Source organism: Capnocytophaga sp. oral taxon 863 str. F0517 (assembly GCF_000466425.1).
Taxonomy (GTDB): Bacteria; Bacteroidota; Bacteroidia; order Flavobacteriales; family Flavobacteriaceae; genus Capnocytophaga.
The window spans coordinates 38805-63331 of sequence record NZ_KE992092.1; the positions used below are offsets into that span (position 1 = coordinate 38805).

26 protein-coding genes and 1 pseudogene are annotated in these 24527 nt (G+C 40.7%); 14 read left to right on the forward strand and 13 right to left on the reverse strand.

Annotated features, from left to right (window positions below):
- Window positions 1-161 precede the first annotated feature (161 nt).
- Entirely contained in the window at window positions 162-1292 is a 1131-nt protein-coding gene (locus HMPREF1551_RS02245) for a hypothetical protein (RefSeq protein ID WP_021627397.1), read from the forward strand.
- Window positions 1293-1387: 95 nt separating this feature from the next.
- Here the strand turns inward: HMPREF1551_RS02245 and HMPREF1551_RS02250 are convergent, their stop codons facing one another.
- The 5 genes from HMPREF1551_RS02250 to HMPREF1551_RS02270 all read right to left on the reverse strand — a co-directional run bounded on the left by HMPREF1551_RS02250 (window position 1388) and on the right by HMPREF1551_RS02270 (window position 7380).
- A complete protein-coding gene (locus HMPREF1551_RS02250; protein WP_021627398.1) occupies window positions 1388-3079 on the reverse strand; it encodes a LeoA/HP0731 family dynamin-like GTPase in 1692 nt (563 codons plus the stop codon).
- Window positions 3057-5504, reverse strand: a complete 2448-nt coding sequence (locus HMPREF1551_RS02255; RefSeq protein ID WP_196800701.1) for a hypothetical protein — start codon at window positions 5502-5504, stop codon at window positions 3057-3059. Before HMPREF1551_RS02255 ends, HMPREF1551_RS02250 begins: the two co-directional genes overlap by 23 nt.
- Before the next feature lie 92 nt (window positions 5505-5596).
- Window positions 5597-5809 carry a hypothetical protein gene (locus HMPREF1551_RS02260; RefSeq protein ID WP_021627400.1) on the reverse strand — a complete coding sequence of 71 codons (213 nt, stop codon included), beginning with the start codon at window positions 5807-5809 and terminating at the stop codon, window positions 5597-5599.
- Between the two features lie 17 nt (window positions 5810-5826).
- A complete protein-coding gene (locus HMPREF1551_RS02265) occupies window positions 5827-6048 on the reverse strand; it encodes a DUF6140 family protein (protein ID WP_021627401.1) in 222 nt (73 codons plus the stop codon).
- 645 nt (window positions 6049-6693) lie between these two features.
- Window positions 6694-7380 carry a TIGR00730 family Rossman fold protein gene (locus tag HMPREF1551_RS02270; RefSeq protein WP_021627402.1) on the reverse strand — a complete coding sequence of 229 codons (687 nt, stop codon included), beginning with the start codon at window positions 7378-7380 and terminating at the stop codon, window positions 6694-6696.
- A 279-nt stretch (window positions 7381-7659) separates the two neighbouring features.
- Between HMPREF1551_RS02270 and HMPREF1551_RS02275 the strand changes: the two genes are divergently transcribed.
- Together HMPREF1551_RS02275 and HMPREF1551_RS02280 are read left to right on the forward strand one after the other, a co-directional pair.
- Complete coding sequence (locus HMPREF1551_RS02275; RefSeq protein ID WP_021627403.1) at window positions 7660-8559, forward strand: ATP-binding cassette domain-containing protein; 900 nt, start codon at window positions 7660-7662, stop codon at window positions 8557-8559.
- Complete coding sequence (locus HMPREF1551_RS02280) at window positions 8559-9494, forward strand: ABC transporter ATP-binding protein (protein WP_021627404.1); 936 nt, start codon at window positions 8559-8561, stop codon at window positions 9492-9494. Before HMPREF1551_RS02275 ends, HMPREF1551_RS02280 begins: the two co-directional genes overlap by 1 nt.
- Before the next feature lie 191 nt (window positions 9495-9685).
- On the opposite strand, the gene deoC is transcribed toward HMPREF1551_RS02280, so the two are convergent.
- A complete protein-coding gene (deoC, locus tag HMPREF1551_RS02285; RefSeq protein ID WP_021627405.1) occupies window positions 9686-10315 on the reverse strand; it encodes a deoxyribose-phosphate aldolase in 630 nt (209 codons plus the stop codon).
- A 68-nt stretch (window positions 10316-10383) separates the two neighbouring features.
- Window positions 10384-10701, reverse strand: a complete 318-nt coding sequence (trxA, locus tag HMPREF1551_RS02290) for a thioredoxin (RefSeq protein WP_021627406.1) — start codon at window positions 10699-10701, stop codon at window positions 10384-10386.
- Window positions 10702-10884: 183 nt separating this feature from the next.
- Between trxA and hemN the strand changes: the two genes are divergently transcribed.
- Window positions 10885-12246 carry an oxygen-independent coproporphyrinogen III oxidase gene (hemN, locus tag HMPREF1551_RS02295; protein WP_034544149.1) on the forward strand — a complete coding sequence of 454 codons (1362 nt, stop codon included), beginning with the start codon at window positions 10885-10887 and terminating at the stop codon, window positions 12244-12246.
- Between the two features lie 29 nt (window positions 12247-12275).
- On the opposite strand, the gene HMPREF1551_RS02300 is transcribed toward hemN, so the two are convergent.
- From HMPREF1551_RS02300 to HMPREF1551_RS02315, 4 genes are all read right to left on the reverse strand, one after another.
- Window positions 12276-12614: a hypothetical protein gene (locus tag HMPREF1551_RS02300; RefSeq protein ID WP_021627409.1), complete on the reverse strand. Its 339-nt coding sequence runs from the start codon at window positions 12612-12614 to the stop codon at window positions 12276-12278.
- Window positions 12615-12633: 19 nt separating this feature from the next.
- Window positions 12634-15051, reverse strand: a complete 2418-nt coding sequence (gene thrA, locus HMPREF1551_RS02305) for a bifunctional aspartate kinase/homoserine dehydrogenase I (RefSeq protein ID WP_021627410.1) — start codon at window positions 15049-15051, stop codon at window positions 12634-12636.
- A 239-nt stretch (window positions 15052-15290) separates the two neighbouring features.
- Window positions 15291-16112, reverse strand: coding sequence for a carboxypeptidase-like regulatory domain-containing protein (locus tag HMPREF1551_RS02310; protein WP_021627411.1), 822 nt, complete (start codon window positions 16110-16112; stop codon window positions 15291-15293).
- 73 nt (window positions 16113-16185) lie between these two features.
- A complete protein-coding gene (locus tag HMPREF1551_RS02315; RefSeq protein WP_021627412.1) occupies window positions 16186-17253 on the reverse strand; it encodes a hypothetical protein in 1068 nt (355 codons plus the stop codon).
- Between the two features lie 249 nt (window positions 17254-17502).
- Here HMPREF1551_RS02315 and HMPREF1551_RS02320 point away from each other — a divergent pair, with 249 nt between their 5' ends.
- The 6 genes from HMPREF1551_RS02320 (at window position 17503) to HMPREF1551_RS02345 (ending at window position 19268) form a co-directional block, all read left to right on the forward strand.
- The gene (locus HMPREF1551_RS02320; RefSeq protein WP_034544162.1) at window positions 17503-17685 is read left to right on the forward strand and encodes a hypothetical protein; all 183 of its coding nucleotides are present in this window, start codon (window positions 17503-17505) and stop codon (window positions 17683-17685) included.
- Window positions 17686-17760: 75 nt separating this feature from the next.
- A complete protein-coding gene (locus HMPREF1551_RS02325) occupies window positions 17761-18003 on the forward strand; it encodes a hypothetical protein (protein WP_021627414.1) in 243 nt (80 codons plus the stop codon).
- Complete coding sequence (locus tag HMPREF1551_RS02330; protein ID WP_021627415.1) at window positions 18000-18431, forward strand: type II toxin-antitoxin system VapC family toxin; 432 nt, start codon at window positions 18000-18002, stop codon at window positions 18429-18431. Before HMPREF1551_RS02325 ends, HMPREF1551_RS02330 begins: the two co-directional genes overlap by 4 nt.
- A gap of 21 nt (window positions 18432-18452) precedes the next feature.
- Window positions 18453-18662 carry a hypothetical protein gene (locus tag HMPREF1551_RS13300; protein WP_081695732.1) on the forward strand — a complete coding sequence of 70 codons (210 nt, stop codon included), beginning with the start codon at window positions 18453-18455 and terminating at the stop codon, window positions 18660-18662.
- A gap of 140 nt (window positions 18663-18802) precedes the next feature.
- Window positions 18803-18994: a toxin-antitoxin system, antitoxin component gene (locus HMPREF1551_RS02340; RefSeq protein ID WP_231374947.1), complete on the forward strand. Its 192-nt coding sequence runs from the start codon at window positions 18803-18805 to the stop codon at window positions 18992-18994.
- On the forward strand, window positions 18966-19268 hold the full coding sequence (locus HMPREF1551_RS02345; RefSeq protein ID WP_021627418.1) for a type II toxin-antitoxin system RelE/ParE family toxin: 303 nt from the start codon (window positions 18966-18968) through the stop codon (window positions 19266-19268). Before HMPREF1551_RS02340 ends, HMPREF1551_RS02345 begins: the two co-directional genes overlap by 29 nt.
- Window positions 19269-19319: 51 nt before the next feature.
- Here the strand turns inward: HMPREF1551_RS02345 and HMPREF1551_RS02350 are convergent, their stop codons facing one another.
- Together HMPREF1551_RS02350 and rimO are read right to left on the reverse strand one after the other, a co-directional pair.
- Window positions 19320-19703 (reverse strand): hypothetical protein, encoded by a 384-nt coding sequence (locus HMPREF1551_RS02350; protein WP_231374948.1) that lies wholly within the window; start codon window positions 19701-19703, stop codon window positions 19320-19322.
- Between the two features lie 22 nt (window positions 19704-19725).
- Window positions 19726-21036: a 30S ribosomal protein S12 methylthiotransferase RimO gene (gene rimO, locus HMPREF1551_RS02355; protein WP_021627420.1), complete on the reverse strand. Its 1311-nt coding sequence runs from the start codon at window positions 21034-21036 to the stop codon at window positions 19726-19728.
- Window positions 21037-21151: 115 nt separating this feature from the next.
- Between rimO and HMPREF1551_RS02360 the strand changes: the two genes are divergently transcribed.
- From HMPREF1551_RS02360 to HMPREF1551_RS02375, 4 genes and pseudogenes are all read left to right on the forward strand, one after another.
- Entirely contained in the window at window positions 21152-22141 is a 990-nt protein-coding gene (locus HMPREF1551_RS02360) for an aspartate-semialdehyde dehydrogenase (RefSeq protein WP_021627422.1), read from the forward strand.
- 6 nt (window positions 22142-22147) lie between these two features.
- Complete coding sequence (locus HMPREF1551_RS02365) at window positions 22148-23197, forward strand: phosphatase PAP2 family protein (RefSeq protein WP_021627423.1); 1050 nt, start codon at window positions 22148-22150, stop codon at window positions 23195-23197.
- A 73-nt stretch (window positions 23198-23270) separates the two neighbouring features.
- Entirely contained in the window at window positions 23271-23987 is a 717-nt protein-coding gene (locus HMPREF1551_RS02370) for a cyclase family protein (RefSeq protein WP_021627424.1), read from the forward strand.
- Window positions 23988-24129: 142 nt separating this feature from the next.
- Window positions 24130-24527 (forward strand): annotated as a pseudogene (locus HMPREF1551_RS02375) (hypothetical protein); the annotation flags it as partial.

Below are 24527 nucleotides of genomic sequence, written 5' to 3' on the forward strand. Positions count from 1 at the left end.
AAGGGATTTTATTCGACATTCAACTAAAGAAGGCAACTTTCTGAAGAATAAAATGCAAATTTTATTTGTGTATATGGGAATATTTTATTAATTTTGTATCGTTTAAGAACTCTTTGTTTTTTCATTTTGTGAAATCATTTTAATCTCTAAAAAAACTATATATGATTCAAAGAACTTTTCATCCAGTAGGCCAAGGTGCTTTTTATTCTGAAAGACATGAAAATCATAACATTGTCTATGATTGCGGGAGTATGAATGTTAGTAAGGGTAAAAAAGTTGTATCGCAAAGTTTCAGCAAAGAAGATGTAATTGACATCCTTTTTATTTCGCACTTTGATTATGATCATATATCTCTGATTGAAGACTTAAAGACAACAGTAAAAGAAATCAGAAATGTTGTAATACCATTGTTACATCGCAATGAAAAGATTTTATTATCTAATGTATTTAAGGCTTTAGGAGAATACTCTTTAGCCTCCTTAGTGGATAATCCTAACAAATTCTTTGGAGCAGAAACTCGTATTATTAGCGTCCAAGTATATGAGGAAAAGGAAGAGATAAATTCTGAAGAAGAGAAGGTTGCGAATATAGAACTCTCTAATGTATCTAATGTAATAGGTATAGAGCAAAACAAAGAGATACCAAGCGGAACTCCTATAACTATAGAAAATTATTCTGATTGGGTATTTATCCCTTTTAACTATAAATACAAAGACCGAAGTAAAGAATTTCTTGATAAATTAGAAAGCGATGACATCAAAAAACTTAAAAGACACTCTAAGCACATTCTCGACTCAGAATTTAGAAATAAAATAAAAAAAACATATAAGAAAGTAAGTGGTAATATTAATGAAAACACCTTGTTTTTATATTCAGGCCCAACCCCTAAGGAAAAATCTAATCATCCCTACCTATATTGGACAAACAAACTTTTTTGTGGCTTTTCTTTTCTAGAGTCCTGTGATATACCTTTTTTAGAGCAAAATAGAGTTGCTTGTTTATACACTGGTGATGGTGATTTAAACAAAACTAAAGTAAAGGATATATACAAAAAGTATTGGAAGCTAATAAAAACTATACAAATTCCTCATCATGGAAGCCTATACTCTTTTGTTGAAAATGTATTGGAGAGTAGTTATTTTTTTTGTCCTATTTCTGTAGGAAAGAACAATTCATATGGACATCCTTCTACAAAAGTAATTAGTGAAATATTATCACACAAGAGTTACCCTATATATGTAACAGAGGATGTTGATAGTATATTTATTGAAATAATTAAAAAAAACAACTAAGAAATACACAATAAAACTTATTAAAAAAATTAGACAGTATCTAACAATAAGAGACTATACAACCTTAATATAGTCTCTTATTGTTATTATTAAAATTAGTTAATTTCTTCAAAGCCAATATCTTGAATGTTTTTAGGGTTTCTATACCATTCTTCTATCTGTACTTTCATATTAGAGATATTCTTATCTTGAGAAAGCATATCATTATACATATTTTTCATTTTTTGTAAAGCTGGAGCAAACTCTTTAATTAATTCTTCGTCGCTTCCCCTGAATTGCTCTACTATATTCTTTTCATAATCATTCAAATACGCTATAATATCTTCCCTCGCCTTATCTAACTTCTTAGCATTCTCATGTTGTTTGAAAAGCTCAATAACTTCAATACCTACCCCAACAAAGGCTAATGCTGATCCAAGATTCTTAGCCAGTTTAACGGCACCCCAAGGTTTAAATTTCATAGAGATTCCAGTAAGAGAACTGATAGTATTCCTACCACTTAAAATAAAATCACGCATTTGTGAAACAGGAACTAACCTAAGTCCATTTATTCCATCTTTAACCAAACCATTAATCATTTTATTAGACAAATTTTCTCTAAAGGCTAATTGATCTGAAATAGTTTTTTCTAAATTGGTTATCTTTACACTATTAAAAGAAGTATATTCAGTATAGATATTCTCAATACCATCATTAAAAAGATTTCCTTCATTACCTATTTTATTCATAAAGATTTCCCCAAAAGTGCTCGCATCAGCCCCCATGATATCTATTCTAATATCTTTTATATAGTTTAGCAATTCCGTTTTTAAGTTTTTCAGATTTTTCCTTATTTCTTGGGTTGTCTGTGTAAGTTTATAATCTAATTCTCTTATAGAATTCTGATTATTAACAAGTTCTTTGTCTATTTGATTAAAAACAGAGTTAATACTATTGAGCTTATTAGTAAGTACATCCGTTATAATACTTTGTTGCTGACCTGTAATAAGAGCTGTTCTATTCCCTGAAATAATCTTATTGGTAGCCTCTTTAAGTGTATTTATTTTAGATATTTCTTCATAATTCTTATCTTTTAACCAAGTATCTAAGCCTCTTCCATAAGGATTTGCAGAAATAGCTACTACTTTCAAGTCTGCTTTTTCTTGAGTAGTAAGTCTTATAAAATTATCTAATTGATTTACCAATGATTCCTTTTTAATTTCAAGTAGCTCTTTATAATCATCATCGTCTTCTATATCACATACATCATCAAACTTGTTTAATACAAATATTGTGCTACTGAGTTTGTTAAGATCCCTAAAAAGCCATTTAAAAACTTCCGAATGACTATTCTTTAGTGGATTTACAGAATTAAGAACACAAAGTACTAAATGAGCCTCAGAGATATATTTCTTCGTAATATCCTCGTATTTAAGTCCATTTTCTTTAGACTTGAAACCAAAAAGCCCTGGAGTATCTACAATCTCACATTTATCCTCTAATCCTTTGGGACGATATATCTCTATTGCATCCGAGGATTCCGATTGGTCTATCTTCATATTATCCATAACTCTTTCTAACCAAGCTGCAGCAACTGTCGTTTTCCCTTCTGAAAACCCTCCTACGAGTACCACTTTTATCTTTTGTTCCTCAATATTTCTGAGAGCATTCTGTATTTTTTGAATGTCATCTGAAAAATCAAGCCCAAAATTATTTCCCTTTTTTGCCCATTCTAAAACTTTAAGCAATCCTTGCTTAGATTGCTCCTTCAGAATTTCAAAATTCTTAATAGCGTCTATGTTTTTCATTTTCTAAGTTATTTTTTTGATCATTTAAAAATTTAATATTTTCATTGAACATATTTTGTAGGTTTCTATAACGCACCACAACCTGCTTATTTTCTTCTATAACAGGCTGTATGATATCTTTTTTGATTTGTGCAATAATTTCACCTCTTGAATTACCAATTTCATTTAATATATGTCCTCTTATTTTATCAAGTTCCACACTGATATTATTTTTAATTTTAGCTTTTCTACTTTCCTCTCCACCAAATATGTTTACTAAGTACTCTATTACTGCTCCTATGGCCGCTCCTATAGCTGGTCCCCATGGTCCAAAAAAAGCTCCTACACTCATTCCTATACCAACAAACTTGCCCTTAATTTCTATTTCAGGAATTTCAATCTTTGGCATATAAGATATATTAACACTTCCATTAGCATTAGATCTTTGTAAATCATTTATTCTATCACTCAAAAATTCTATTTCTTTATTAATATTATTTTTCTTATATTCTCTCTGTTGTCTAACTTCTTCCTCATATAAGTTTATAATCTCTTTTATTCTGCGCTTAATTGTACTTTCACAAAATGATTTAATTCGCTCTCTATCTATTTTAAATTTATCAATATATCTATTGATTTCCTCTTTGCAATCATTAAAGACTTCCCTTACAATTTGAGCCTCCTTATGTTTTAGTCCATTAGATAAATCTTCAATATTTGAAATTCTTCTATTAGTAGAAATAACTTGTTGATTGATTTGCTCTATAAGATTATCTGAATAATGTTCATCCCGAATTTTCCTGATTTCTCCTATAAAAAAATCTAAACAAGCAATTATTTTATCAATATTTATATTGTATATTTTTCTATCTATATTGCCTAAGCTACTTAAAATCAGATGAGATATCCTTGAAATATTTGATTTTTCAATAAGTGTCTCCTGCCTCTTAAACACTTCTAAAAATTTATTCCTATTTTTGATATGCTTTTCATTCAGACTATAAGGAATAGTTTTTGAAGCTCCATAAAAAGCAAGTAGGGCTTGAATAGTTATACTCCCTTTATAAAAATCTCCTAATACTTCTGTCATTTTATAATCTACCTCCCTTGCAAGTTCTGGCTCATAATTTAATTGATCAGAAGTTTTATTAATATCCTCTGGAGAGTATTTAAAACCCCTTTTATTGATAATACAATATACTTCCGCTTGTTGTTTTAAATACATCTTTATTTTCTCAATAGTCCCACTTTCAGGAACTTTTCCAAAAACAACATAAAAAACAGTATGAGAAGGTGAAACTGCATTTATAATCATATCCTTATATTTGCCTTCATCACCTTCTATCCCTGGTACATCTATCAGAACAAAATCTCTATTTTTATAAAAGAAATTATAGGCTTTACTGGATTTTGTAAAATCTTGACGACCTGTTCCTATAATTTCTCCATCCTTAAACTCCGATAGTTTTTTGAATACTTTAGAGATTTTATTATTCAGTGACTTATACTTTCTATTTATAAAAAACAGAGGTATAAAGTGTAAGAATTTATTTTTATCCTTATATGATTTTATTTTTAATTCTACTTCTTTTATTCTATCTTCTATTTGTTTTTTACCTACTAATATTTTTTCAAATTTCTCATATTCTTTTGTTTTATCTTTATCCTTTAATAGAATTCTTAGACTTTCAATAATAGTACTCTTCCCCGCATTGGTCTCTCCAAAGAAAGAGATTGTATATTTACTCCATTCATGAATATTTCTTAAGCCTAATATTTTATTTTTCAGTTCATTATTAAGATTATTAATATCTTCTCTTGACTTATTAATCCGCTTAATAATATCTTTATGCTTGAAATTAGATTTAGCTAAACTATCACTAAGTTGTCTAATTCTATCATTTAATTCTTTTCCAATATTTGAAGATAAGTTATTATATATTTGTTTATACCCACTCGCGTTATTAGGAATAGAGCTTAATGATTTTGTGTTATCTTTATATACAACTTCTTTCTTCGGAGCCTTCGGAATAGATCGTCTATATTTTATATAATCTATAAGTTTTTTTATAAGTAACTCTAAAACAATCATCCCTACTAAGCCTATGGCTATATAGATCTTATATTCCCATACCATGCACCACCACTTGTAAGTATAGGTGTCTTTTTTGAAAGGTAGCGTATGAGTAAAAATTCCATCATATATTGCTGTAAGAACGAAAGAAACAATGGTAAGAATCACTAAAAAGTAAGATATAACGGCTTCTGCTTTTATGATGATTGCACATATCACTGAAAACAAAAATACCCAATATCTATTTTTATAGAATAAGAGAGTAATACTATCAGGCTCATTAGGCCAGGTATAAGTAGCAAAATCAATTACTATAATTAGCAAGAAAATTATTCCAAGAATAGTTCCTATATATTTCAATATATCCTTCATAAAAAGAGCTTTTCTAAATCTAAACAAGATATTATTTTTTTGAATATACACCAATGGTAGATAAATTACCATTGATGTATATTCTTAATTTTCTACTTCATTAGCTTTCCTAATAATCCAAATATAGGAGAAATAATATCAGAAATTTGTTCATCCTTATTTGCTTGCTTAGTACCAGACTGCAAGAATACTTTATTACTACTCGTAGATGTACTCTGTGTACTAGAGGTTGTTTTACTTGCATTATAAGCCTCATAAGCTTTTGCTGCAACTTTTGCTGCTTTAAAAAGTTGATCTAAATTCATATTTTTAAGTTTTATAATTATGCTATTTTCACTACTTTCAGTACCGCTCCCAAAGTATGGTAGATACTGCTGATATTGATTCCATATACACGCTGGAAGGCAGCGATTACGTCTTTTCCGCCGTTTACTGAAACGGGGTTGGTGGTGGTCTGAGTTGGGATCACAACTTGCATCCCTGGTTCTAAACGGATACCATTGGAGGCTACCGTCCTACTTACGGTTACTTGATACAGAGGCATAAATTTAATGGTTAATGGTCAATTGTTAATTCTGCTATTCGTCATTAGTCGTTAGTCACTTGTCACTAACATTGTTTCTTGGGGCAAAATTACAACCCTACCCAGCCAAACTGTGACCGACATAAAACAAATTTCAAACTTTAACATTTCGTTGTTGATAGGACATAAAAAAGCGCGGCATTCCTTGTTGCTTGTACACGGAAGCCCGACCAAAGGCCTACACCAAAAGCAAAAGGAATGCCCACGCCTGAAACGTAGGCATCTCCACTTTACTTTCCCTTGGTGTTGAAAAAATTGGTCGTATTTCCGTGCAGGGGAAAATATAAAGCGAAACGCTATTTTAATGATTAATGATCAATTGTTAACGATTAATAATCGTTATGATGAGTTGTTATTTCTATATTTTTCTAATTATAATTAGTTAGGGGCAAAGATAACGAAAATTTTTTTAAGCAGAAAGAAAAAATTTATATTTTTTAAGCGGACAAACCGTGTCCATTTTGTTAATTTGTTAATTTACTAATGAATTTGCATTTCTATTGACTGTTCATTAAAAAATTAATGTTCACTAAAAATGAACATGCAAAATTAGTGAACATTTTTGTTTTATGCAATAAGGGTGAATTGCCATTCACCCCTACATTATTAAAACTTCGGTCTGAGGCTATACTTGAGGTAGAATTTCTCAATGATGTCTTCCACTTCGTCGGCAGTATCTACAATGCGGAAGATGTCCATGTCTTTGGCGGAGATGTTGCCAAACTTGTCCAAGAGGACTTCCTTGATCCAGGCTACCAAGCCACTCCAGAACTCGGAACCCACCAAGATAATAGGGAAAGGCTCTATCTTGGTGGTCTGTATCAGCGTAATGGCTTCGAAAAGTTCGTCCATAGTACCAAAGCCTCCCGGGAAAACAACAAAGGCTTGGGAGTAACGGACAAACATCACCTTGCGGGCAAAAAAGTAGTTGAAGTGTAGGTTCTTATCTCTATCCACATAAGGATTGTCGTGTTGTTCAAAGGGAAGTTCTATATTGATTCCTACCGAAGCCCCCTCACCTTGGGTAGCGCCTTTGTTGGCGGCTTCCATGATCCCTGGGCCTCCGCCGGTGATCACCCCAAAGCCCATGCTGACGATGCGTTCAGCGATCTCTGTAGCCAAATTATAATACTTGCTATCGGGCTGGATACGAGCAGAGCCAAAGACAGAGACACAAGGACCTATGGCACTAAGACGTTCGTAGCCGGTAACAAACTCGCTCATGATCTTGAAAATACCCCAAGAGTCATGCTGCTGTAATTGAAATTCTTCGAATTGTCGTTTTTTTGTCATCTTTTATAATTGTTAATTATTAATTGTCAATTGTTATACAACTCTCATATACAAGCGCTATCATGAGGAGCCAAAGGCTCTAAATATAGTCAGGCACGAGCTACAAGCTCGCGCCAGCATATGACTTTGCTACTTCGCCAATGCATGTGGTAAAAGTTCTCCCCAACATAGCGAAACGAGAAAGCAAATATACCACTTTTTTTTGAGTTAAATATATTTTCACTAAAGTATTTTTTACGTAAATTTGCCCTTAATTTTCTATTTATTCCAATACATGTTATGGCGGTTATCGTAGAACACTTAAGCAAACAATATGCAGGGCAAAGGGTGGTGGATCAGCTTGATTTTGAACTCCGTAAGGGGGAGATCACGGGCTTTTTGGGGCTGAATGGCGCCGGAAAGACCACCACGATGAAGATGATCAGCGGTGCCCTCTTACCCGATGAGGGGGAAGTGCGTATCTTAGGCCACTCTATCCTCTCGGAACGCGAAGAGGCGCAGCGGCATTTGGGCTATCTGCCTGAGCATAATCCTTTGTATCCTGATATGTATGTGAAGGAGTACTTGGGCTATGTGGCTGATATCTACCATGCCCCTCGAAAGAACATCGCCGAGAGTATCGCCCTGACACGCTTGGAAAGCCACGCTCATAAGAAGATACACACCCTCTCGAAGGGGTATCGCCAGCGAGTAGGACTGGCCGCAACCCTACTGCATGACCCCGATGTGCTGATCTTGGACGAGCCTACCAATGGACTTGACCCGCAGCAAATCCTGGAGATACGCCAGATAGTGCGGGACTTAGGAGCGGAAAAGGTGGTCTTGCTCTCCTCCCATATCATGCAGGAGATACAGGCCGTGTGCCAGCGGGTGCTGATCCTACACAAGGGGAAGATTATCCTCAACCAGCCGATGGCTCAGCTTCAGGACAAGGAGCAGACCATAGAGGTGCTCTTTGACTTCCGAGTGGAGGAACAGCTATTGCGCCGTATACCGCACATCAAGACCATTCGCAACAATGAAGAATTTTTCTTCACCCTTACCTTTGATACCCAGGAGGATATGCGCCCCAGGCTCTTTGATTTTGCTACAGAAAATGGCCTAAAAATCCTACAGATGAACCACCGCCATACCGACCTGGAACAACTATTCACAGAACTTACTAAAGCCAATTCGTAATGAGTACACCGCTATTACAGATCACCGACCTAAGCAAGCAGTATGGCAAGCAGGCTGCCCTCTCGGGGGTGTCCTTGGAGATTCCACATGGGAGTATTTTTGGGTTATTAGGCCCTAATGGAGCAGGAAAAACGACTCTGATCCGTATCCTCAACCAGATTATCTCCCCCGATGCGGGAGAAGTACGCTTGGAGGGCGTTCCCCTAAGCCCCATGCACATCACTCAGATAGGTTATATGCCCGAAGAAAGGGGGCTCTATAAGAATATGACCGTCCGTGAGCAGCTGTTATATTTGGGACAACTCAAGGGATTAAGTCGTCAGCGTGCTGAGGAGCAGTTGGATTTTTGGCTTAATCGCTTGGAGATAGCTCACTGGAAAGGAAAGAAGCTACAGGAGCTTTCCAAGGGGATGGCACAGAAGGTACAGTTTGTCGCCACGATACTCCACGAGCCTAAGCTACTGATATTTGATGAAGTCTTTAGCGGTTTAGACCCTATCAATGCAGAGCTCATCAAGGAGCAAGTGCTTTACTTGCGCGAGCAAGGGGCTACCATTCTCTTTTCTACCCATCGGATGGAGTCAGTAGAGAGTTTGTGTGATCGTATTGCCCTACTGAACCGCTCCCAGCTGCTACTTAGTGGGGAGCTAAAGGCCATCAAGCGACAATTCCAAAAGAACACCTACGAGGTTGGGATCATCCCCAACGAAGGGGCGTCCTTTGAGGAGTTCAAAAATCGTTACCAAACGGCTCCTGCCCAATTTCCTGCCATCCACAACGAAGAGAAATGGTTGGTACATCTTAGTGAGGAACAAGACCCTCACCAGGTACTGTTCTACTTAGCTGAAAGGGGTAAAATCACCCACTTCAACCAGCAAATACCCAGTGTTAGTGATATCTTTATACAGACTATTCAATCAGTGAAAAGTGATTAGTGGTTAGTGATTAGTTATTAGTAGTTAGTGATTAGTTATTAGTAGTTAGATTTTCTTAGAATAAAACACACAGCTTATTGACTATAAATATTTTGGGATTTTTCAGACATGTCTGAAAAATCCCAAAATTAGTATAAGAATAATTAGTACATACAGGCTGAGACTGATTCCTGACCTCTGACAACTTAGAACTATATCAGGATTGCCGAAGCCCCGATACGGCTTGCACCCAAGGCGATGTATTGTAGGGCGGTTTCTCGATCTCGGATACCGCCTGAGGCTTTGATTAGGGCATTGTCGCCTACCACTTCTTTGATTAGCTGTACATCAGCAAGAGTAGCACCGCCTGTACCGAAGCCGGTGGAGGTCTTGACAAAGTCTACCCCAGCATCCACACAGAGTTGAGCGGCTAAGCGTTTTTGGTCATCGGTGAGATAGCAAGTTTCTATGATGACTTTCAGCACCTTATCAGCGGTTTCCTGCTTGAGTAGCGCAATTTCGTCCCGTACTTTAGTAATTTGTCCAGAGAGCAGGAGCCCCAAGTTGATCACCATATCGATCTCATCGGCTCCCTCGGCCAAGGCAGTAGAGGTCTCGTGTAGCTTGCCCTGAGTACTCATCGCCCCTAAGGGAAAGCCTACCACGGTACATACTTTTACATTGGAGCCTTTAAGCTCGAGGGCTACCAAAGGAACATAACTACTATTGACACAAACCGAGAAGAAGCCATATTGGCGTGCCTCTTGGCAAAGTTTTTCTATTTGAGCAGGTGTTGCTGTTGCTTTAAGAAGCGTATAATCAATATATTTTGCTAAGTTCATGGTTGAAATATTAGAAAAAAGGCTACCTGATATACAGATAGCCCCATAACCTTATGAATTTTAATAAATTATAGAAGTGAATCTAAGGCATCGGTATAGATTTTCTTAGCTGCAACCCCTACTTGGCGGCCTACAACTTCTCCATCTTTGAATACCAATACGGTAGGGATATTTCTCACCCCATATTTGGCGGCAAACTCTTGGTTGTTATCCACATCCACTTTGCCTACCACTACTCTACCCTCGTATTCAGTAGCAAGTTCTTCAATCACTGGGCCAAGCATACGGCAAGGACCACACCATGTTGCCCAAAAATCTACTAATACAGGTTTATCACTCTTGAGTACTACTTCATCAAATGAAGCATCAGTTACTTGTAATGCCATGTCTTTTAACTTTAAAAATTATGAATGCAAAGATACAACTTTTTCAGGAGAAAAAGAAAGCCTTTTTTATAGATTTTTTCTATGTTAGTGATTAGTAGGCCTATTGGTTAGTAACTCAAAACTTTTTTGTATCTTTGCAGTCCAAACAAAACAACAACACCATTGACAATTAACAATTAAAAAATGTCTTCTTTATTTCAAAAATACAATGTACCAGGCCCTCGCTATACCAGCTATCCTACGGTGCCTTATTGGGAAGATAGTTCCTATTCTTATGAAAAATGGCTCGCTTCGGTACGGACTTCTTTTACGGAAAGTAATAGCACTCAGGGTATTAGCCTCTATATACACCTGCCTTTTTGTGAGAGCCTTTGTACCTTTTGCGGCTGCCATAAGCATATCACCAAGCGGCATGAGATGGAAGATCCTTATATCAAAAATGTTCTCAAGGAATGGCAACTCTACTTGGCAGTACTGCCCTCACGGCCACGTATCAAGGAAATTCACTTAGGAGGGGGTACCCCTACTTTCTTCTCTCCGGACAACCTGCAATACCTTATTGAGCGTATCTTTGACGGAGCGGATCGTGCCGAAGGTTTCCAGTTCAGCTTTGAGGGACACCCCAATAATACCACCCTTGAGCACTTAGAAAGGCTCTACGCTTTGGGTTTTACCCGTGTGAGCTATGGGGTACAAGATTATTCGCCTGTGGTACAGAAGGCTATTCACCGCATCCAGCCTTTTGCCAATGTGGAGCGTGTAACGCTCGAGGCACGGGAAATAGGTTATACCTCTATCAGTCATGACCTTATCTTTGGACTTCCTTTCCAAAAGGAAGAAGACGTACGCCACACTATAGAATGCACCAACCGCCTACGTCCTGACCGTATTTCCTTTTATAGTTATGCCCATGTGCCTTGGGTTAAGGGCACTGGCCAACGTGGGTTTGATGAAAACGACTTACCTACCGCTGATCAAAAAAGACATCTCTATGAGATAGGTAAGCAGCAACTGTTAGACAATGGCTATATAGAAATTGGGATGGATCACTTTGCCCTACCTACGGATGAGATGTACGAATCCTTCGTCAGGGGCACCCTCCACCGCAATTTTATGGGCTATACTGCCTCCAAAACCCAGCTGATGGTCGGCTTGGGCATCTCGGCCATTAGTGATAGTTGGTATGGTTTTGCTCAGAATGTGAAGACAGTCAAGGAATACGAAGAAGTCTTGGCCACCGATAGGATCCCCGTATATCGCGGGCATATCCTCTCGGAAGAAGACCTTATCTTGCGCCGCCATATCCTCAACCTCATGTGTCAGTTCTACACCTCTTGGGCGGCACCACAGCTACAATTCCCTGAAGCAGAAGCGGTCAAGTCACGCCTTGTGGAAATGGAAAAAGATGGCCTGATACATATCAAGCCACAAGCTATTGAGGTGACCGATGCGGGCAAACCTTTTGTACGCAATATTTGTATGGCCTTCGACCTAAGATTGCAGCGCAATGTGCCCACTACACGGATTTTTAGTATGACGATCTAAAAATTTATTCTTGTATAAGTAGAGACCTCTTAGTCATCAAAGAGGTCTCTTTCTATTTCTTCCATTTCGATGATATCCAAGGCCTCTTGTAGGGTGGGGCAGGCGACAAGCTCTTCGGGGAAGTCATCGGGATTATAATGCTCATAGACCACCACGAAGGAGTGTTCGCCCTCGGCACGCACCATTTCGGAGAAGTAGAAGAGGGCATCGAGCTGCTCTTCGTCCAATTCGGTTACTCCCTCCAAGTGGATAATGATATGATTGGGCTTCAGGGTAGGATCCTTCAGTAGCTGATTGACAGTATCCAGATTGATTTCCTCTGCATTGAGCTTAATGGTGGCGATAAGGTCTTTTTTGTGAATGTGCATACTATATGTTTAGAAAAGGTTATTTGTTACCAATGATACGCAAGATGTCTCCAAATACACCACGAGCAGTTACCGCAGCACCGGCACCGGCACCTTGGATCACGATCGGGTTCTCCCCATAGGACTCGGTGTATATCTCAAAGATGGAATCGGCTCCCTTCACTTGGCCTAAGGCACTGGTTATAGGTACAGAAACGAGCTTCACCTCCAGGCGGGCGGTGCTGGTATGGGAGAGGTCTCCATGGAGATCCCCTACATAGCGCAAGACTGTTCCGGCTGGTGCCTTATCCTTGATCTGCTGATAAATAGGATCAAATTCCCTCAGGCGAGTGAGGAACTCCTCTCGGCTGCCTTGGCGCAAGTCCTCAGGAATAAGGTTCTCAATGGCTACTTCCTCGAACTCGTTTTCCAAATCCAATTCTCTGGCTAAAATCAATAGCTTGCGCCCTACATCGTTACCACAGAGGTCTTCTCGTGGGTCGGGTTCGGTATAGCCGCTATCGATAGCCTTTTGAAGAATTTCGCTAAAGGGAGCGTCACTGGCTGAATAGGTATTGAAGAGAAAGCTCAAAGTTCCGGAGAAGATCCCCTTAATGCGGGTGATGTTCTCTCCAGAGTGGTGGAGGAGCTTGATGGTATCAATCAGTGGCAGACCTGCCCCTACATTGGTCTCATAGAGGTATTGTTTTTTGTATTGGGCGAGCGTCTCCCTAAGTTTTTTATAGAAAGGATAACCGATGGTATTGGCAATCTTGTTGGCTGAAACCAAGTCAAAACCATTTTCCACCAGTGGCAGATAGTTCTCTACAAAGTCCTTGCTGGCTGTAACATCGATGGCTATGAGGTTTTCCAAGTGGTGCTGTTGCACTTGTTCTATAAAAGCACCTATTTGGCAAGGTTTCTTCTGGGCATCAAAGGCTGCGTATTGCTCAGTGGAAATTCCTTTATGATTGAAAAGCAACTCTTTAGAATTGGCGATAGCGATGAGCTGCAAGTTGATATTTCTACGCTTGAGGATATCGGCACGTGCCTCGAAGATTTGTTCTATAAGGGTTCCTCCTACGGTGCCACGTCCAAAGATCGCCAAATTGATGCGCTTGGAGATTTCGAATATTTCCCCATGAATCACATTGACCGCCTTGGGAAGGTTTTTCTTATGCACTACCACACTGACGTTGCGCCCAGTAGCGGAGTTATTGATTAGTAGTGGAATTACTTGGTTGCGAATCAGCGCATTATAGGGTTTGTCAAAGTCTGCCAAGTTCTGTCCAACGATGGAAACCACCCCTACCTGCTCCACTAAGCTCACCCCACTCACATCATGACTATACACATCCAATTCAAACTCTCGCTCCAAGGCCTGTTTGGCCTTTTGGGCATCCTTGTTGGCCACCAAAAAGCCGATACCACGCTCAGAAGAACCTTGGGAGATGATACTCACACTGATCTCCGCCTGCGCCAAGGCACGGAAGATACGCGCATCCACCCCGACTTTCCCCAAAAGACCACGCCCTTCGAGGATTACCAAGGCATAGTTCTCCAAAACGGAGATGGCACGAATTCCCCCCTTGTTGCTTTCCGCCTGACAAATCAGCGTGCCGGATTCATCCGGCTTGAAGGTATTGAGGATACGCAAAGGGATTTGCTTCTCCAGCAGTGGGATAATGGTTTTGGCATGAAGGATAGAGGTACCGAAATTGGCCAGCTCGTTAGCCTCCTCAAAGGAGAGCTGGCGGATAATTCGAGCATCGGAAACCAATTCGGGATTGGCAGTAAAGATCCCATCCACATGGGTGTAGTTCTGAAGTTCTTCTGCTTCTAAGATAGAGGCTAAGATAGAGGCCGAGTAATTGCTTCCGTTACGCCCCAGAGTAGTGGTTTGCCCCTGGGCATTGGCAGCGATAAAGCCGGTCACAATGGGGGTCACCCCTTTAGGGATTTGAGCGAAATAAGCTCGGGTTTTCTCTTGTGAGGCCTCCTCTACCAATTGGGCATTCCCAAAATGGCTATCGGTAACATAGAAGCGACGGCTATCGGCAAAGGTAGCTCGGATACCGCGCTTGCCCAGTAGATGGGTAATATATTTGGCCGAGAGCACCTCCCCCTGTGCCATGGCGTTATCCTTGATCTTATCATTATAGTCCCCTAAGAGGGAAACTCCATCAAAAATACGCTGGAGCACCGAAAATTCTTCGGAAAAGTCAATATCCTCCCCTGCCATTTGGTATTGCTTAAAGGCCTGGAAGTCTGCCGAGATATCCGCTCCATGGGCAGCCCGCTCCAGCATAGACTCCAACTGATCGGTAGCCTTATCACGAGCCGAAACCACCACGGCAATCTCTTGTCCTTGAGCGACCTTGTTTGTAATAATGGAAAGTACTGTTTCTAAGCCCTTTCCGTTGGCGAGGGACTTCCCTCCGAATTTGAGAACCTTCATAATCAATGATTAATGACAAATAAAGTGCAAATATACAAATTTTCTTTTATTCAGTTGTAAATAGAGAAAATTTTTTTATCAATAAGCTGATTTTCCAATTTTCTAATTTACTTATAAGCCAATTAAGTCAGAACTGAATAGGAGTGCAAAGATACAACATTTAACAGCGCCTTGTCAAGGAAATTTTGAGTTTTTAGTTAGCCGCTTTTCACTATTCATTAGTCACTAGTCACTAGTCATTATTCATTGGTCATTATATAGTCGTATCCTTTAACCGAAAATGGAATTCCTAAGCGCTTGTTCAGTGGGCGTATACTTCCGTCAGCAAAGCGGATATAGCAGGTATTGATGGTAGAGGGGAAGACAAACTTATCATAGTCCTTGCCTCGCATCTCTACAAATTGTATCCCTACCCAGGCCTCCCCCTTGGGGACGAAGACAGAGAGCTTGCGGGAGAAGGTTTGAGGCTCTCTACTGGGGAAGACTTCTATGTAAATCGGTTCTTTGAGCAGAGGGGTAAAAGTCTTATGCTGCTTATCGGTCTGATAGACCACCACCCGCAGCACTGCCATATAGAAATCACTTCGGTGCACATCTATGGTTAGTTCGGTAAGGCGGGCATCATGCTTGAAGGAAAGGAAATCCCCAATCTCGGCATTGAGATACTTTCTTTCGCTTGTTGGCTCAAAACCGTCCTTCATCTCACCATAGAGCCTCATGACCGCAGGAATCCCCTTGCCCCTGATGGTATAGTATTTTGGTTTTTGAAGTGTGAAAGAAGCCTCGGGAAGCTGTATGTCTGCCTCCTGTAGTACAATTTTATTTTGTATCTCCCTGGAGAGTAGCACCTTACGCTTATAGCTCAAGTGTGAGAAATAGATACTATCGGTGGGGGCAGCCGAGAGCCGCTCCAGGGAAAACTGTCCATATTCGTCGGTAATCAGTCCCTTGGAGGTGCCTACCACCCCTATATTTACATATTCTACAGGGGTACCCTTGGGAGAGACCACCTGCTGCTGTGCCAAGCAAGGCAACGCTAAGAGGAAAAAGAGAAAACGCATAAACTAATGGTTAAAGGTTAATGATTAATGATTAATGCCAGCAATGATTAATCATTATTGGCATTAATCATTATTATCGTCCTGCTCGTATACCTATCATAAAGGGATATTCCCCTTTGCTATTGCCCGTAAAAAGGGGCGCCAAGCTATAGCGCGCATAGAGGCTCCAGCCCTTGACTCCAATATGAGCAGAGAGACCATAAGTCCATAGGTTGGTGGTGAGATCCTTGCGGATAATTGTCTTATAGGTATCACCCTGCTGTTGGTAATTAATTTTCTGATTGGCATCAAGGAGAACTCCAACAAAGGCACCCACGCCAAGGTAGAGTCCTTCATGGTTTTGGAAATAGGAGGCGTTTCTATAGACCTTATCTTTGGAGAAGTCCCATTCCAAATCCACCGGAATCATCAGGTAGTGCAGGCGGAGTTTGGATTTGGTCAATTCGTTGTGATAAGCTACCAAACGCGTATGGTCTCCCTCTCGATCATAGAAAAGATTATTCCTTATCTTAAAATTCTGGTAGAGCCAAGAAACCCCAAAGTTCAGATGTAGGAGGTTATCATTTTTCTTTAGTCGGAAATTGGTATAGAGCCCCAGTTCGAAGGACTTAGAGCCAAGCGGGCTGAGGCGCTTGTCTCCAAAGTGTTCGGCCGAGCTAAGGTTCAGTACTCCCAATGCCAAATAAGGGTAGTAAATATCCCATCTATTGACATAACGGCGCAGATAGGTATCGGATTCCTTCCGGCGTGATAGGGAATCGACCTGTGCCACCACCTTTTCATAAGCCTGTGCTGGGGCTAAGGTATCTTTTGTAGCGAAAAGGCTATCGGCAGGAATCGCTTTTAGCGCCTCGTCCAGCTGGCCTTGGAGACACTGCGCTTGCTGATATATCAGCTGCTTGGTTTGTCGCTCGGAGCGTGTCTTAAACCCTTTTTTCAGTTGCTCGGCTTCCTCTTGGGTGATTTTCCCTTGTTCCAAGAGGTCTTCCACCGAGGCCAACTGCTTGAGCAACATCGATTTCCGCGCCGCTACAATGGAATCGATGGCGTATTTGCTCTCTTTAATTTGCTTCTCCAAAGGCTGCTGCGCCCAAAGGGTACCCCCCACTAAGAGGAAATATCCTATAAAAATCCTTTTCATAATTGTCAATGGTTAATTGTCAATGATTAATAAGACACAAAGCTACGATTTTTTTATTAATTTTCCTATTTTTTTGAAGGATTTTTTGTTGATCGCAACATGAAGATTGTTTTCTTTGTAGCTCAAAAAGGAAAATAAGAGTATTGTTTATTTTCTTTTTTTTTGTATTTTTGCAAACAAAAAAACATGGAAAATTTTAAGTCTGGGACTATACACTGTTTAAAGGTAACAATGAATAACCCTAAATCTATGAAAAAAGTATTACCTCTTTCCTTGGTAGCCCTATTTCCCTTTATCTTCCTCAAGCTCCCTAATGAGGAAGTGTCAGCTCGTGTATTAGCTCCTATTTTCTTTGCCCTTTTTGCCCTTTCTTGTATCACAGAAATCTATAAAAGAGTAAAGCATAAAGAAGAAAACATAAAAAACTCTTAGAATTTTATTTGACTTTTGCTTTTAGAAATCGTATCTTTGCAAAGTTATTTTTCACTTTATTAAAAACCTTTCATTATGTCCATTTTATTAGAGAAACCAAAGAAAAAAACTACAAAGAAAACTACATCCCTTGTTATATCTTCTAAGGAAACAAAAGCACAAGAACCTACCCAAAAGGATCCTGCAAAGAAAAAGACACTTTGGGATATAGCGGAGGAGTTAGCTAAAAACCCCCTTTTCACTATTGATGAAAAGGATAGAGACCTTATATATGGTTCTAATATGATGACAAAATTATTACAAGAGGAAGAACTATGAACTACTTCTTAGATACTAATATCATCATCATTCTATTTGAAGGAAGAAAAGATGAAATTCGGAATAATGTGAGAGAAATTTTAATGAATGAGGAAAATTCTTTTTATGCAAGTACTATTTCTTTATTAGAAATAGCACAATTATATAGAAAAAAGCGTTTCAAAAACATTGATTATAATCTTTTTGATAGGGGAGACAAGCTAATTGCACACATCCTTGATGTCGTATCATTGGTAAAAATTCTCTCATTTGAACAAAAGCATACATTTATAGTAGGTCGTTTAGGGTTCGTTCCTAATCATAATGATCCTAATGACTTAGCTATTATAGCTCATGCCATTGCTGAAAATATGCCTATTATTTCTTGTGATGATAAGTTCCCTGCTTATCAGGAACAAGGGGCCATTGTAATACATAACCCTAGATAATACACTCTAATCTCAAAAACGATGAAACCTTTTTTAAGAAAAGATGGTAGGAGTTTTTACTTTCTATTCTGCGTGCTCTTCCTCGGCGCTATTGTCATCTATCGCCTCATTAGCGACGAGAGACCTTCTGTGCTTAACAGTATTCTGCTGATCTCTGTAGCCCTGCTCAATCTCAGCTCGGCCTTCTACTCTCTCTACGATGTGAGAAAGAAAGAACGAAATAGAGACTAACGAATGGTCATTACTCATTATCCGTTGGATATTGATTTTTTTGTATATTTGCATCATACTAAACATTAAATATAAGGATAATAAATATGAATACACTGACATTTAAAAACAATTTGGACTTTCATCAGTATCAAATGCTTATGAAATTTCTGACACATATGAAGATTGAGGTAGCAGAACCTCAAGGATATGATTTCTATTATGAACTCTCCTTAGAAGAATTGGAGGAACTTAAATGCTCTGACGAGGAAATAGAAAAAGGAGAAACTATCAGTAGTGAAGATTTGTTTAAAGAGTTAAGAGGTGAATACACTACAAATAAGATGGACTAAAACAGCTTCCAATAATATAAGAAAAACACTTGCTTATTGGCATGAGCATAATGATTCTTTTGCTTATTCTGAAAAGATTCTTGACGAGACAGAAAAAGCAGAGAAGACTATTTTGGATAATCCTTATAGGAAGCAGGAATATAGTGAAGTCCTGAATTTGTATAGGAGCTATTTCTTTAAAGGAAAATTTGTCCTATACTACAGAATAGATGAAATAGCTAATATTATTTGGATTACAAATTTTAGGAGTGCAAAGCAAAAACCTCTGTTTTAAAGAATTATAATACCAACAATTATAAAGGGATTTCTTTTAGCCTACTGATTGTCAGCCCTGCGGCTTTGGCTTTTTGGATAGGTGTAGAAGGGTAATTATGTAGTGTATTGTTGCCTTGTCTGGCTTTCTATCTAAGGGCATATCACCACAGCCTATCACTCGCGCCTGATGAAGGTCAAGGTGATAGAAGTCCAACCACTGTTTGATAAAGGGCTGTAAAAGAGCTATATCCTGCTCATCGATTAAGGGTTTCTGATAAAAATCTTGTAAGCGCTCTGCCTCTCGCTTCTTCCAAAGTGCCTCTGAGTATTGCTCCCTCCAATATTCATTATCCCCCAGCCTGCTAAAAAGGGTAGGTTCCTCATTTACGGGCACCTCCCTTTCAGGCCTACAACTGCTCAAAAGTACAAGCAGTAATAGTATGGATTTATACAAACTATTCACTATTCACTATTCGCTATTCACTTTTCACTGGTTCTCCATATAGGTCAAAATCGGTAGCTTCTGTAATTAGAATGTCCGCAAAGTCGCCTATTTTTACATAGTGCTTGGCAGCATCGATGAGCACCTCGTTATCCACATCGGGGGAGTCGTATTCGGTACGGCCGACAAAGTATTGCCCTTCCTTGCGGTCAATAAGGCAACGGAAGGCCTTACCTACCTTGGCTTGGTTCAGCTCCCAGGAGATTTGGGACTGTATCTCCATGATCTCGGAGGCACGGCGCTGCTTGACCTCTTCGGGGACATTATCCTCCAGTTCATAGGCCGCTGTGTTTTCCTCATGGCTATAGGTGAAGCACCCCAAGCGCTCGAAACGCATCTGGCGTACAAACTCCTTGAGAAGTTCAAAATCCTCCTCTGTCTCGTTCGGATAGCCTACAATCAGGGTGGTACGAATGGCTATTTCGGGCATCGCCTCGCGGAAGTCCTTCAGTAGTTGAGTGGTTTTGGCCTGGGTGGTACCGCGCTTCATACTCTTGAGGATAGGATCGGCAATGTGCTGAAGTGGGATATCCAAATATTTGCATATCTTAGGCTCCTCTTTCATCACTGTAAGGACGTCCTTAGGGAAGCCTGTTGGGAAGGCATAGTGAATACGTATCCACTCAATGCCCTCTACCTTGACCAAGGCACGAAGCAAGTCGGCTAATTTGCGCTCCCCATAGAGATCTAAGCCATAATAGGTCACATCTTGGGCGATAAGTATGAGTTCTTTTACGCCCTTCTTGGCCAACTTTTCAGCCTCTACCACCAAGTTTTCGATAGGAGTACTCTTGTGGCTACCCCGCATGATGGGAATGGCACAGAAGCTACAAGGGCGATCGCAACCCTCGGAGACCTTCAGGTAGGCATAGTTCTTAGGCGTAGTGGTCAGGCGCTCCCCTATCAGCTCATGCTTATAGTCTGCCCCCAAGACCTTGAGCAAGGCAGGGAGTTCAGTGGTACCGAAGTACTGATCCACATCGGGGATTTCCTTTTGCAAATCAGGCTTGTAGCGCTCCGAGAGGCAGCCCATGACAAAGACCTTGTCCACCAGGCCTTCCTCCTTTTTTTGGATATATTCCAAAATGGTATTGATACTCTCCTCCTTGGCATTATTGATAAAGCCACAGGTGTTGATGACCACAATGTTACCCTGATCCTCATGGACGACCTCCTTGCCACTGGCTTTGAGTTGTCCCATAAGTACCTCACTATCATACACATTCTTGGAGCAGCCCAAGGTAACTACATTGATTTTATTTCGTTTGATGGATTTTGTCCGCATGATGTTGTTGCTTATTTCAGGGTGCAAAATTACATCTTTTAAAAGAATAAAAGAAATATTTTGTTTGTTAGAGAAAAAATTCCTACTTTTGCGTGATTTATAAAAAAGAAATATTATGAAAGTAGCTGTAGTGGGCGCTACCGGAATGGTAGGCCATGTAATGCTGGAGGTCTTGGCCGAACGCAATTTTCCAGTGACTGAACTTATCCCGGTGGCTTCCGAAAAATCAGTCGGCAAGACCATCACCTTCAAGGGAAAGGAATACAAAGTTGTAGGGATGAACCAAGCGATCTCCCTCCGTCCTGATGTGGCTTTGTTCTCCGCCGGTGGGGATACCTCCAAGGAGTGGGCGCCTAAGTTTGCCCAAGTGGGTACCGTCGTGGTGGATAACTCTTCGGCTTGGCGTATGGATCCGACCAAAAAACTGGTCATCCCAGAGATCAATGCCGATGTGCTTACCGCTGAGGATAAGATCATTGCCAATCCGAACTGCTCTACCATCCAGATGCTCGTAGCCTTGGCACCTTTGCGCAAATATGGAATCAAGCGCATCGTAGTTTCTACCTACCAGTCTATCACCGGAACTGGGGTGAAGGCGGTTACCCAATTGGAAAACGAGTACAAGGGCGTACAAGGGCCTATGGCCTACCACTACCCTATCCACCGCAATGCGATTCCTCACTGCGATGTATTCGAAGAAAATGGCTATACCAAGGAGGAGATGAAGTTAGTAAGAGAAACAAAGAAGATCTTCGGCGATGATTCGATACGAGTGACTGCCACTGCGGTACGTATCCCTGTGGTAGGGGGGCACAGTGAGTCGGTCAATGTGGAGTTCGAGCAGGAATATGACTTGGCCGAAGTGCGCAAGCTCCTAAGCCAGGCCCCAGGGGTGGTCTTGCAGGACAATACCGATACCAATACCTACCCTATGCCTATCTATGCCCATGGCAAGGATGAGGTATTCGTAGGCCGTGTGCGCCGTGACGAGACCCAACCCAAGACCCTCAACCTATGGGTGGTAGCCGACAACCTCCGCAAAGGAGCAGCCACCAATACCATCCAAATCGCTGAAACACTCCTTAAAAAGGGATTCCTCAAATAGTGCCTGATGACAAATAACGAACGATGTAGGGGCGAATGGAAATTCGCCCTTACTTTCCTTTTCATTTTTCCCTTTTTCTATATCAATACCGCGATTGCACAGGAGGTCGTGATGGGTGCCTTGTCCGATACCATCCCTGTGGATGAAGATTGGATCCCTAAGGAAATCGAAGGGTCTCATTACCAAATAGAACCTGACCTCTATTTTACCTATCAGAAGCCTAAGTTTTGGGACTTGATCAACAAGGCGCCTCGCAATGCCCTCAATACCCTCAAGGATTTTGTAGCCAAGCCTTATTATCCCTATGGTATAGCAGCTTTAGGAGCTACGGCAGCCCTTATCCCTGCCGACCCTTGGCTCATCCAAGAGAGTCGTAGCTTAGGCGAGCAGTTAGGCTTTAGTTCGGCTCATACCTATAAGAAGTTAGGCTTTCTAAAGATTGTCCCAGCCGATGTCAATTCCGCGCTGTACTTCATAGGCAATGGGACGACCTTTATCCTGATCAGTGGTGGACTGGCTACCTATGGTCTCATCACCGACGATTATAGGGCAAAGAGTACCGCCATGCAACTGATCGAAAGCATCCTCGTCACAGGGGTATTTGTCCAACCCATCAAGCGACTTACCGGTCGGGAAAGCCCCTTCATTACCGAAGAGAATGGAAGATGGCACAGCTCCTGGCACTTTGCCCCCAGCTTTGCCGCCTACCAGCGTGATACCCCTCATTACGATGCCATGCCTTCAGGCCACCTGACTACCGCTATGGCTGCCGTGACGGTCTTGGCCGAGAACTATAAGGATTATAAGTGGATCAAGCCGGTAAGCTATACCGCCCTGGCGCTCATGTCCTTCGAGATGATGCAGAGCAAAGTACATTGGGCTTCCGACTATCCCATCGCCCTCTTTATGGGCTACCTTATCGGAAAAAACATTGCCGAGTCACGTATTGAAATCTCCGATTACCGACCTAAAACAGCTCAGAAATACCATTGGAACCTCTCCAGCTCCACCGCTTGGGACGGCACACCACTGTATGGGGTCATTTTGAGTTTCTAATTTTGGGTTAGCCATAGAGGCTAATGGCAATTAGCCTTCAAACATTGATCATTAATCATTAACCATATAATTTATGAGTTTATTCCAACTTTTACAAGAAAAGCAGTGGGTAGACCTTACCCATCAGATAGACGAACATTCGCCTAAATTCCCCGCCCTACCAGCCTTGGAGCAGAAAGACCTCTTCACCCTCAAGGACGGTTTCCTTGTACAGCAATTCTTGGTGGTAGGCCAATATGGCACCCATATCGATGCCCCTATCCACTTTGTAGAAGGAGGGCGCTGGCTGGACGATATTCCTCTGAAAGACTTACTCCTACCCCTTTATGTGATTGACAAATCCCAAGCAGTAGCCCAAAACAATGACTATATCCTGACCCGTGAGGACATCTTAGCCTTCGAAGCGCAACACGGACAGATTGCCTCAGGTGCTTTTGTTGCCTTCCGCAGCGACTGGCATAAGCGTTGGCCTTCCTATGAGCAAATGCGCAATTTAGACGACAAAGGGGTACAGCACACCCCAGGCTGGAGCCGTGAGGCCTTGGAGTTCCTTATCCATGAGCGCAAGGTCAAAGCCGTTGGCCACGAGACTTTGGATACCGATGCGGGCGTACCTGCCGCCGCCAAGGGATTGGTTGAGGAATACTACCTCCTCTCTCAGGATATCTACCAAATAGAGGTCATGGCGCATCTTGATCAATGTCCTGCCACAGGAGCGATCATCTCCATCGCCTATCCTCATTGGAAAAAAGCCACCGGCTCTCCCGTACGCGCCATAGCGATTTTTTAGGTTTTTAGTTATTAGTGGTTAGCATCTGACCACTAATAACTAACAACTAACCACTAAAAATGTTGAAAAGTTAATTTTTTTAATAAATAAAAAATCGTATCTTTGCCCCGGTAAAACAATTATAAGTATAAATTATAAAACCATGAGAAAGTATTTATCTACGCTATTGGTAGCGAGTATGTTAATTGCCAGCTGTAGCAAAGATGCTGAGGTAATCCGCGAGAAGATTTTCTCTCAAAGCCGCCCTATACTCTCAGGGCAAGGCCAGCCTGACAATGGTAAAGGAGAGGATGGAGATTATTATTTGGATTTAACAAATGCCAAACTCTACGGGCCTAAAACCCAAGGAGCATGGGGCGATCCTTCTCTCGATCTCAAAGGGTTGCCTGGGACTAATGGAATAACCCCTACCATTTCGGAGGATGGTTATTGGGTAATCAATGGAGTTAAGACAACTACTAAGGCTCAAGGAGAGAGAGGACAAAATGGACGTACTCCTGTATTCTCTATAATAGATGGTTATTGGGCAATCGATGGTGT

What these genes read in the sequence shown, in the direction of transcription:
- HMPREF1551_RS02245 (WP_021627397.1), top strand. Translation starts at nt 162, where the DNA reads ATGATTCAAAGAACTTTTCATCCAGTAGGCCAAGGTGCTTTTTATTCT.
- HMPREF1551_RS02250 (WP_021627398.1), bottom strand. Translation starts at nt 3,079, where the DNA reads ATGAAAAACATAGACGCTATTAAGAATTTTGAAATTCTGAAGGAGCAA.
- HMPREF1551_RS02265 (WP_021627401.1), bottom strand. Translation starts at nt 6,048, where the DNA reads ATGCCTCTGTATCAAGTAACCGTAAGTAGGACGGTAGCCTCCAATGGT.
- deoC (WP_021627405.1), bottom strand. Translation starts at nt 10,315, where the DNA reads ATGAACTTAGCAAAATATATTGATTATACGCTTCTTAAAGCAACAGCA.
- HMPREF1551_RS02340 (WP_231374947.1), top strand. Translation starts at nt 18,803, where the DNA reads ATGAAATTTCTGACACATATGAAGATTGAGGTAGCAGAACCTCAAGGA.
- HMPREF1551_RS02315 (WP_021627412.1), bottom strand. Translation starts at nt 17,253, where the DNA reads ATGAAAAGGATTTTTATAGGATATTTCCTCTTAGTGGGGGGTACCCTT.
- HMPREF1551_RS02330 (WP_021627415.1), top strand. Translation starts at nt 18,000, where the DNA reads ATGAACTACTTCTTAGATACTAATATCATCATCATTCTATTTGAAGGA.
- thrA (WP_021627410.1), bottom strand. Translation starts at nt 15,051, where the DNA reads ATGAAGGTTCTCAAATTCGGAGGGAAGTCCCTCGCCAACGGAAAGGGC.
- HMPREF1551_RS02325 (WP_021627414.1), top strand. Translation starts at nt 17,761, where the DNA reads ATGTCCATTTTATTAGAGAAACCAAAGAAAAAAACTACAAAGAAAACT.
- HMPREF1551_RS02275 (WP_021627403.1), top strand. Translation starts at nt 7,660, where the DNA reads ATGGCGGTTATCGTAGAACACTTAAGCAAACAATATGCAGGGCAAAGG.
- HMPREF1551_RS02365 (WP_021627423.1), top strand. Translation starts at nt 22,148, where the DNA reads ATGACAAATAACGAACGATGTAGGGGCGAATGGAAATTCGCCCTTACT.
- rimO (WP_021627420.1), bottom strand. Translation starts at nt 21,036, where the DNA reads ATGCGGACAAAATCCATCAAACGAAATAAAATCAATGTAGTTACCTTG.
- HMPREF1551_RS02255 (WP_196800701.1), bottom strand. Translation starts at nt 5,504, where the DNA reads ATGAAGGATATATTGAAATATATAGGAACTATTCTTGGAATAATTTTC.
- HMPREF1551_RS13300 (WP_081695732.1), top strand. Translation starts at nt 18,453, where the DNA reads ATGAAACCTTTTTTAAGAAAAGATGGTAGGAGTTTTTACTTTCTATTC.
- HMPREF1551_RS02360 (WP_021627422.1), top strand. Translation starts at nt 21,152, where the DNA reads ATGAAAGTAGCTGTAGTGGGCGCTACCGGAATGGTAGGCCATGTAATG.
- HMPREF1551_RS02370 (WP_021627424.1), top strand. Translation starts at nt 23,271, where the DNA reads ATGAGTTTATTCCAACTTTTACAAGAAAAGCAGTGGGTAGACCTTACC.
- HMPREF1551_RS02300 (WP_021627409.1), bottom strand. Translation starts at nt 12,614, where the DNA reads ATGCACATTCACAAAAAAGACCTTATCGCCACCATTAAGCTCAATGCA.
- HMPREF1551_RS02270 (WP_021627402.1), bottom strand. Translation starts at nt 7,380, where the DNA reads ATGACAAAAAAACGACAATTCGAAGAATTTCAATTACAGCAGCATGAC.
- HMPREF1551_RS02280 (WP_021627404.1), top strand. Translation starts at nt 8,559, where the DNA reads ATGAGTACACCGCTATTACAGATCACCGACCTAAGCAAGCAGTATGGC.
- trxA (WP_021627406.1), bottom strand. Translation starts at nt 10,701, where the DNA reads ATGGCATTACAAGTAACTGATGCTTCATTTGATGAAGTAGTACTCAAG.
- HMPREF1551_RS02310 (WP_021627411.1), bottom strand. Translation starts at nt 16,112, where the DNA reads ATGCGTTTTCTCTTTTTCCTCTTAGCGTTGCCTTGCTTGGCACAGCAG.
- HMPREF1551_RS02260 (WP_021627400.1), bottom strand. Translation starts at nt 5,809, where the DNA reads ATGAATTTAGATCAACTTTTTAAAGCAGCAAAAGTTGCAGCAAAAGCT.
- HMPREF1551_RS02320 (WP_034544162.1), top strand. Translation starts at nt 17,503, where the DNA reads ATGAAAAAAGTATTACCTCTTTCCTTGGTAGCCCTATTTCCCTTTATC.
- hemN (WP_034544149.1), top strand. Translation starts at nt 10,885, where the DNA reads ATGTCTTCTTTATTTCAAAAATACAATGTACCAGGCCCTCGCTATACC.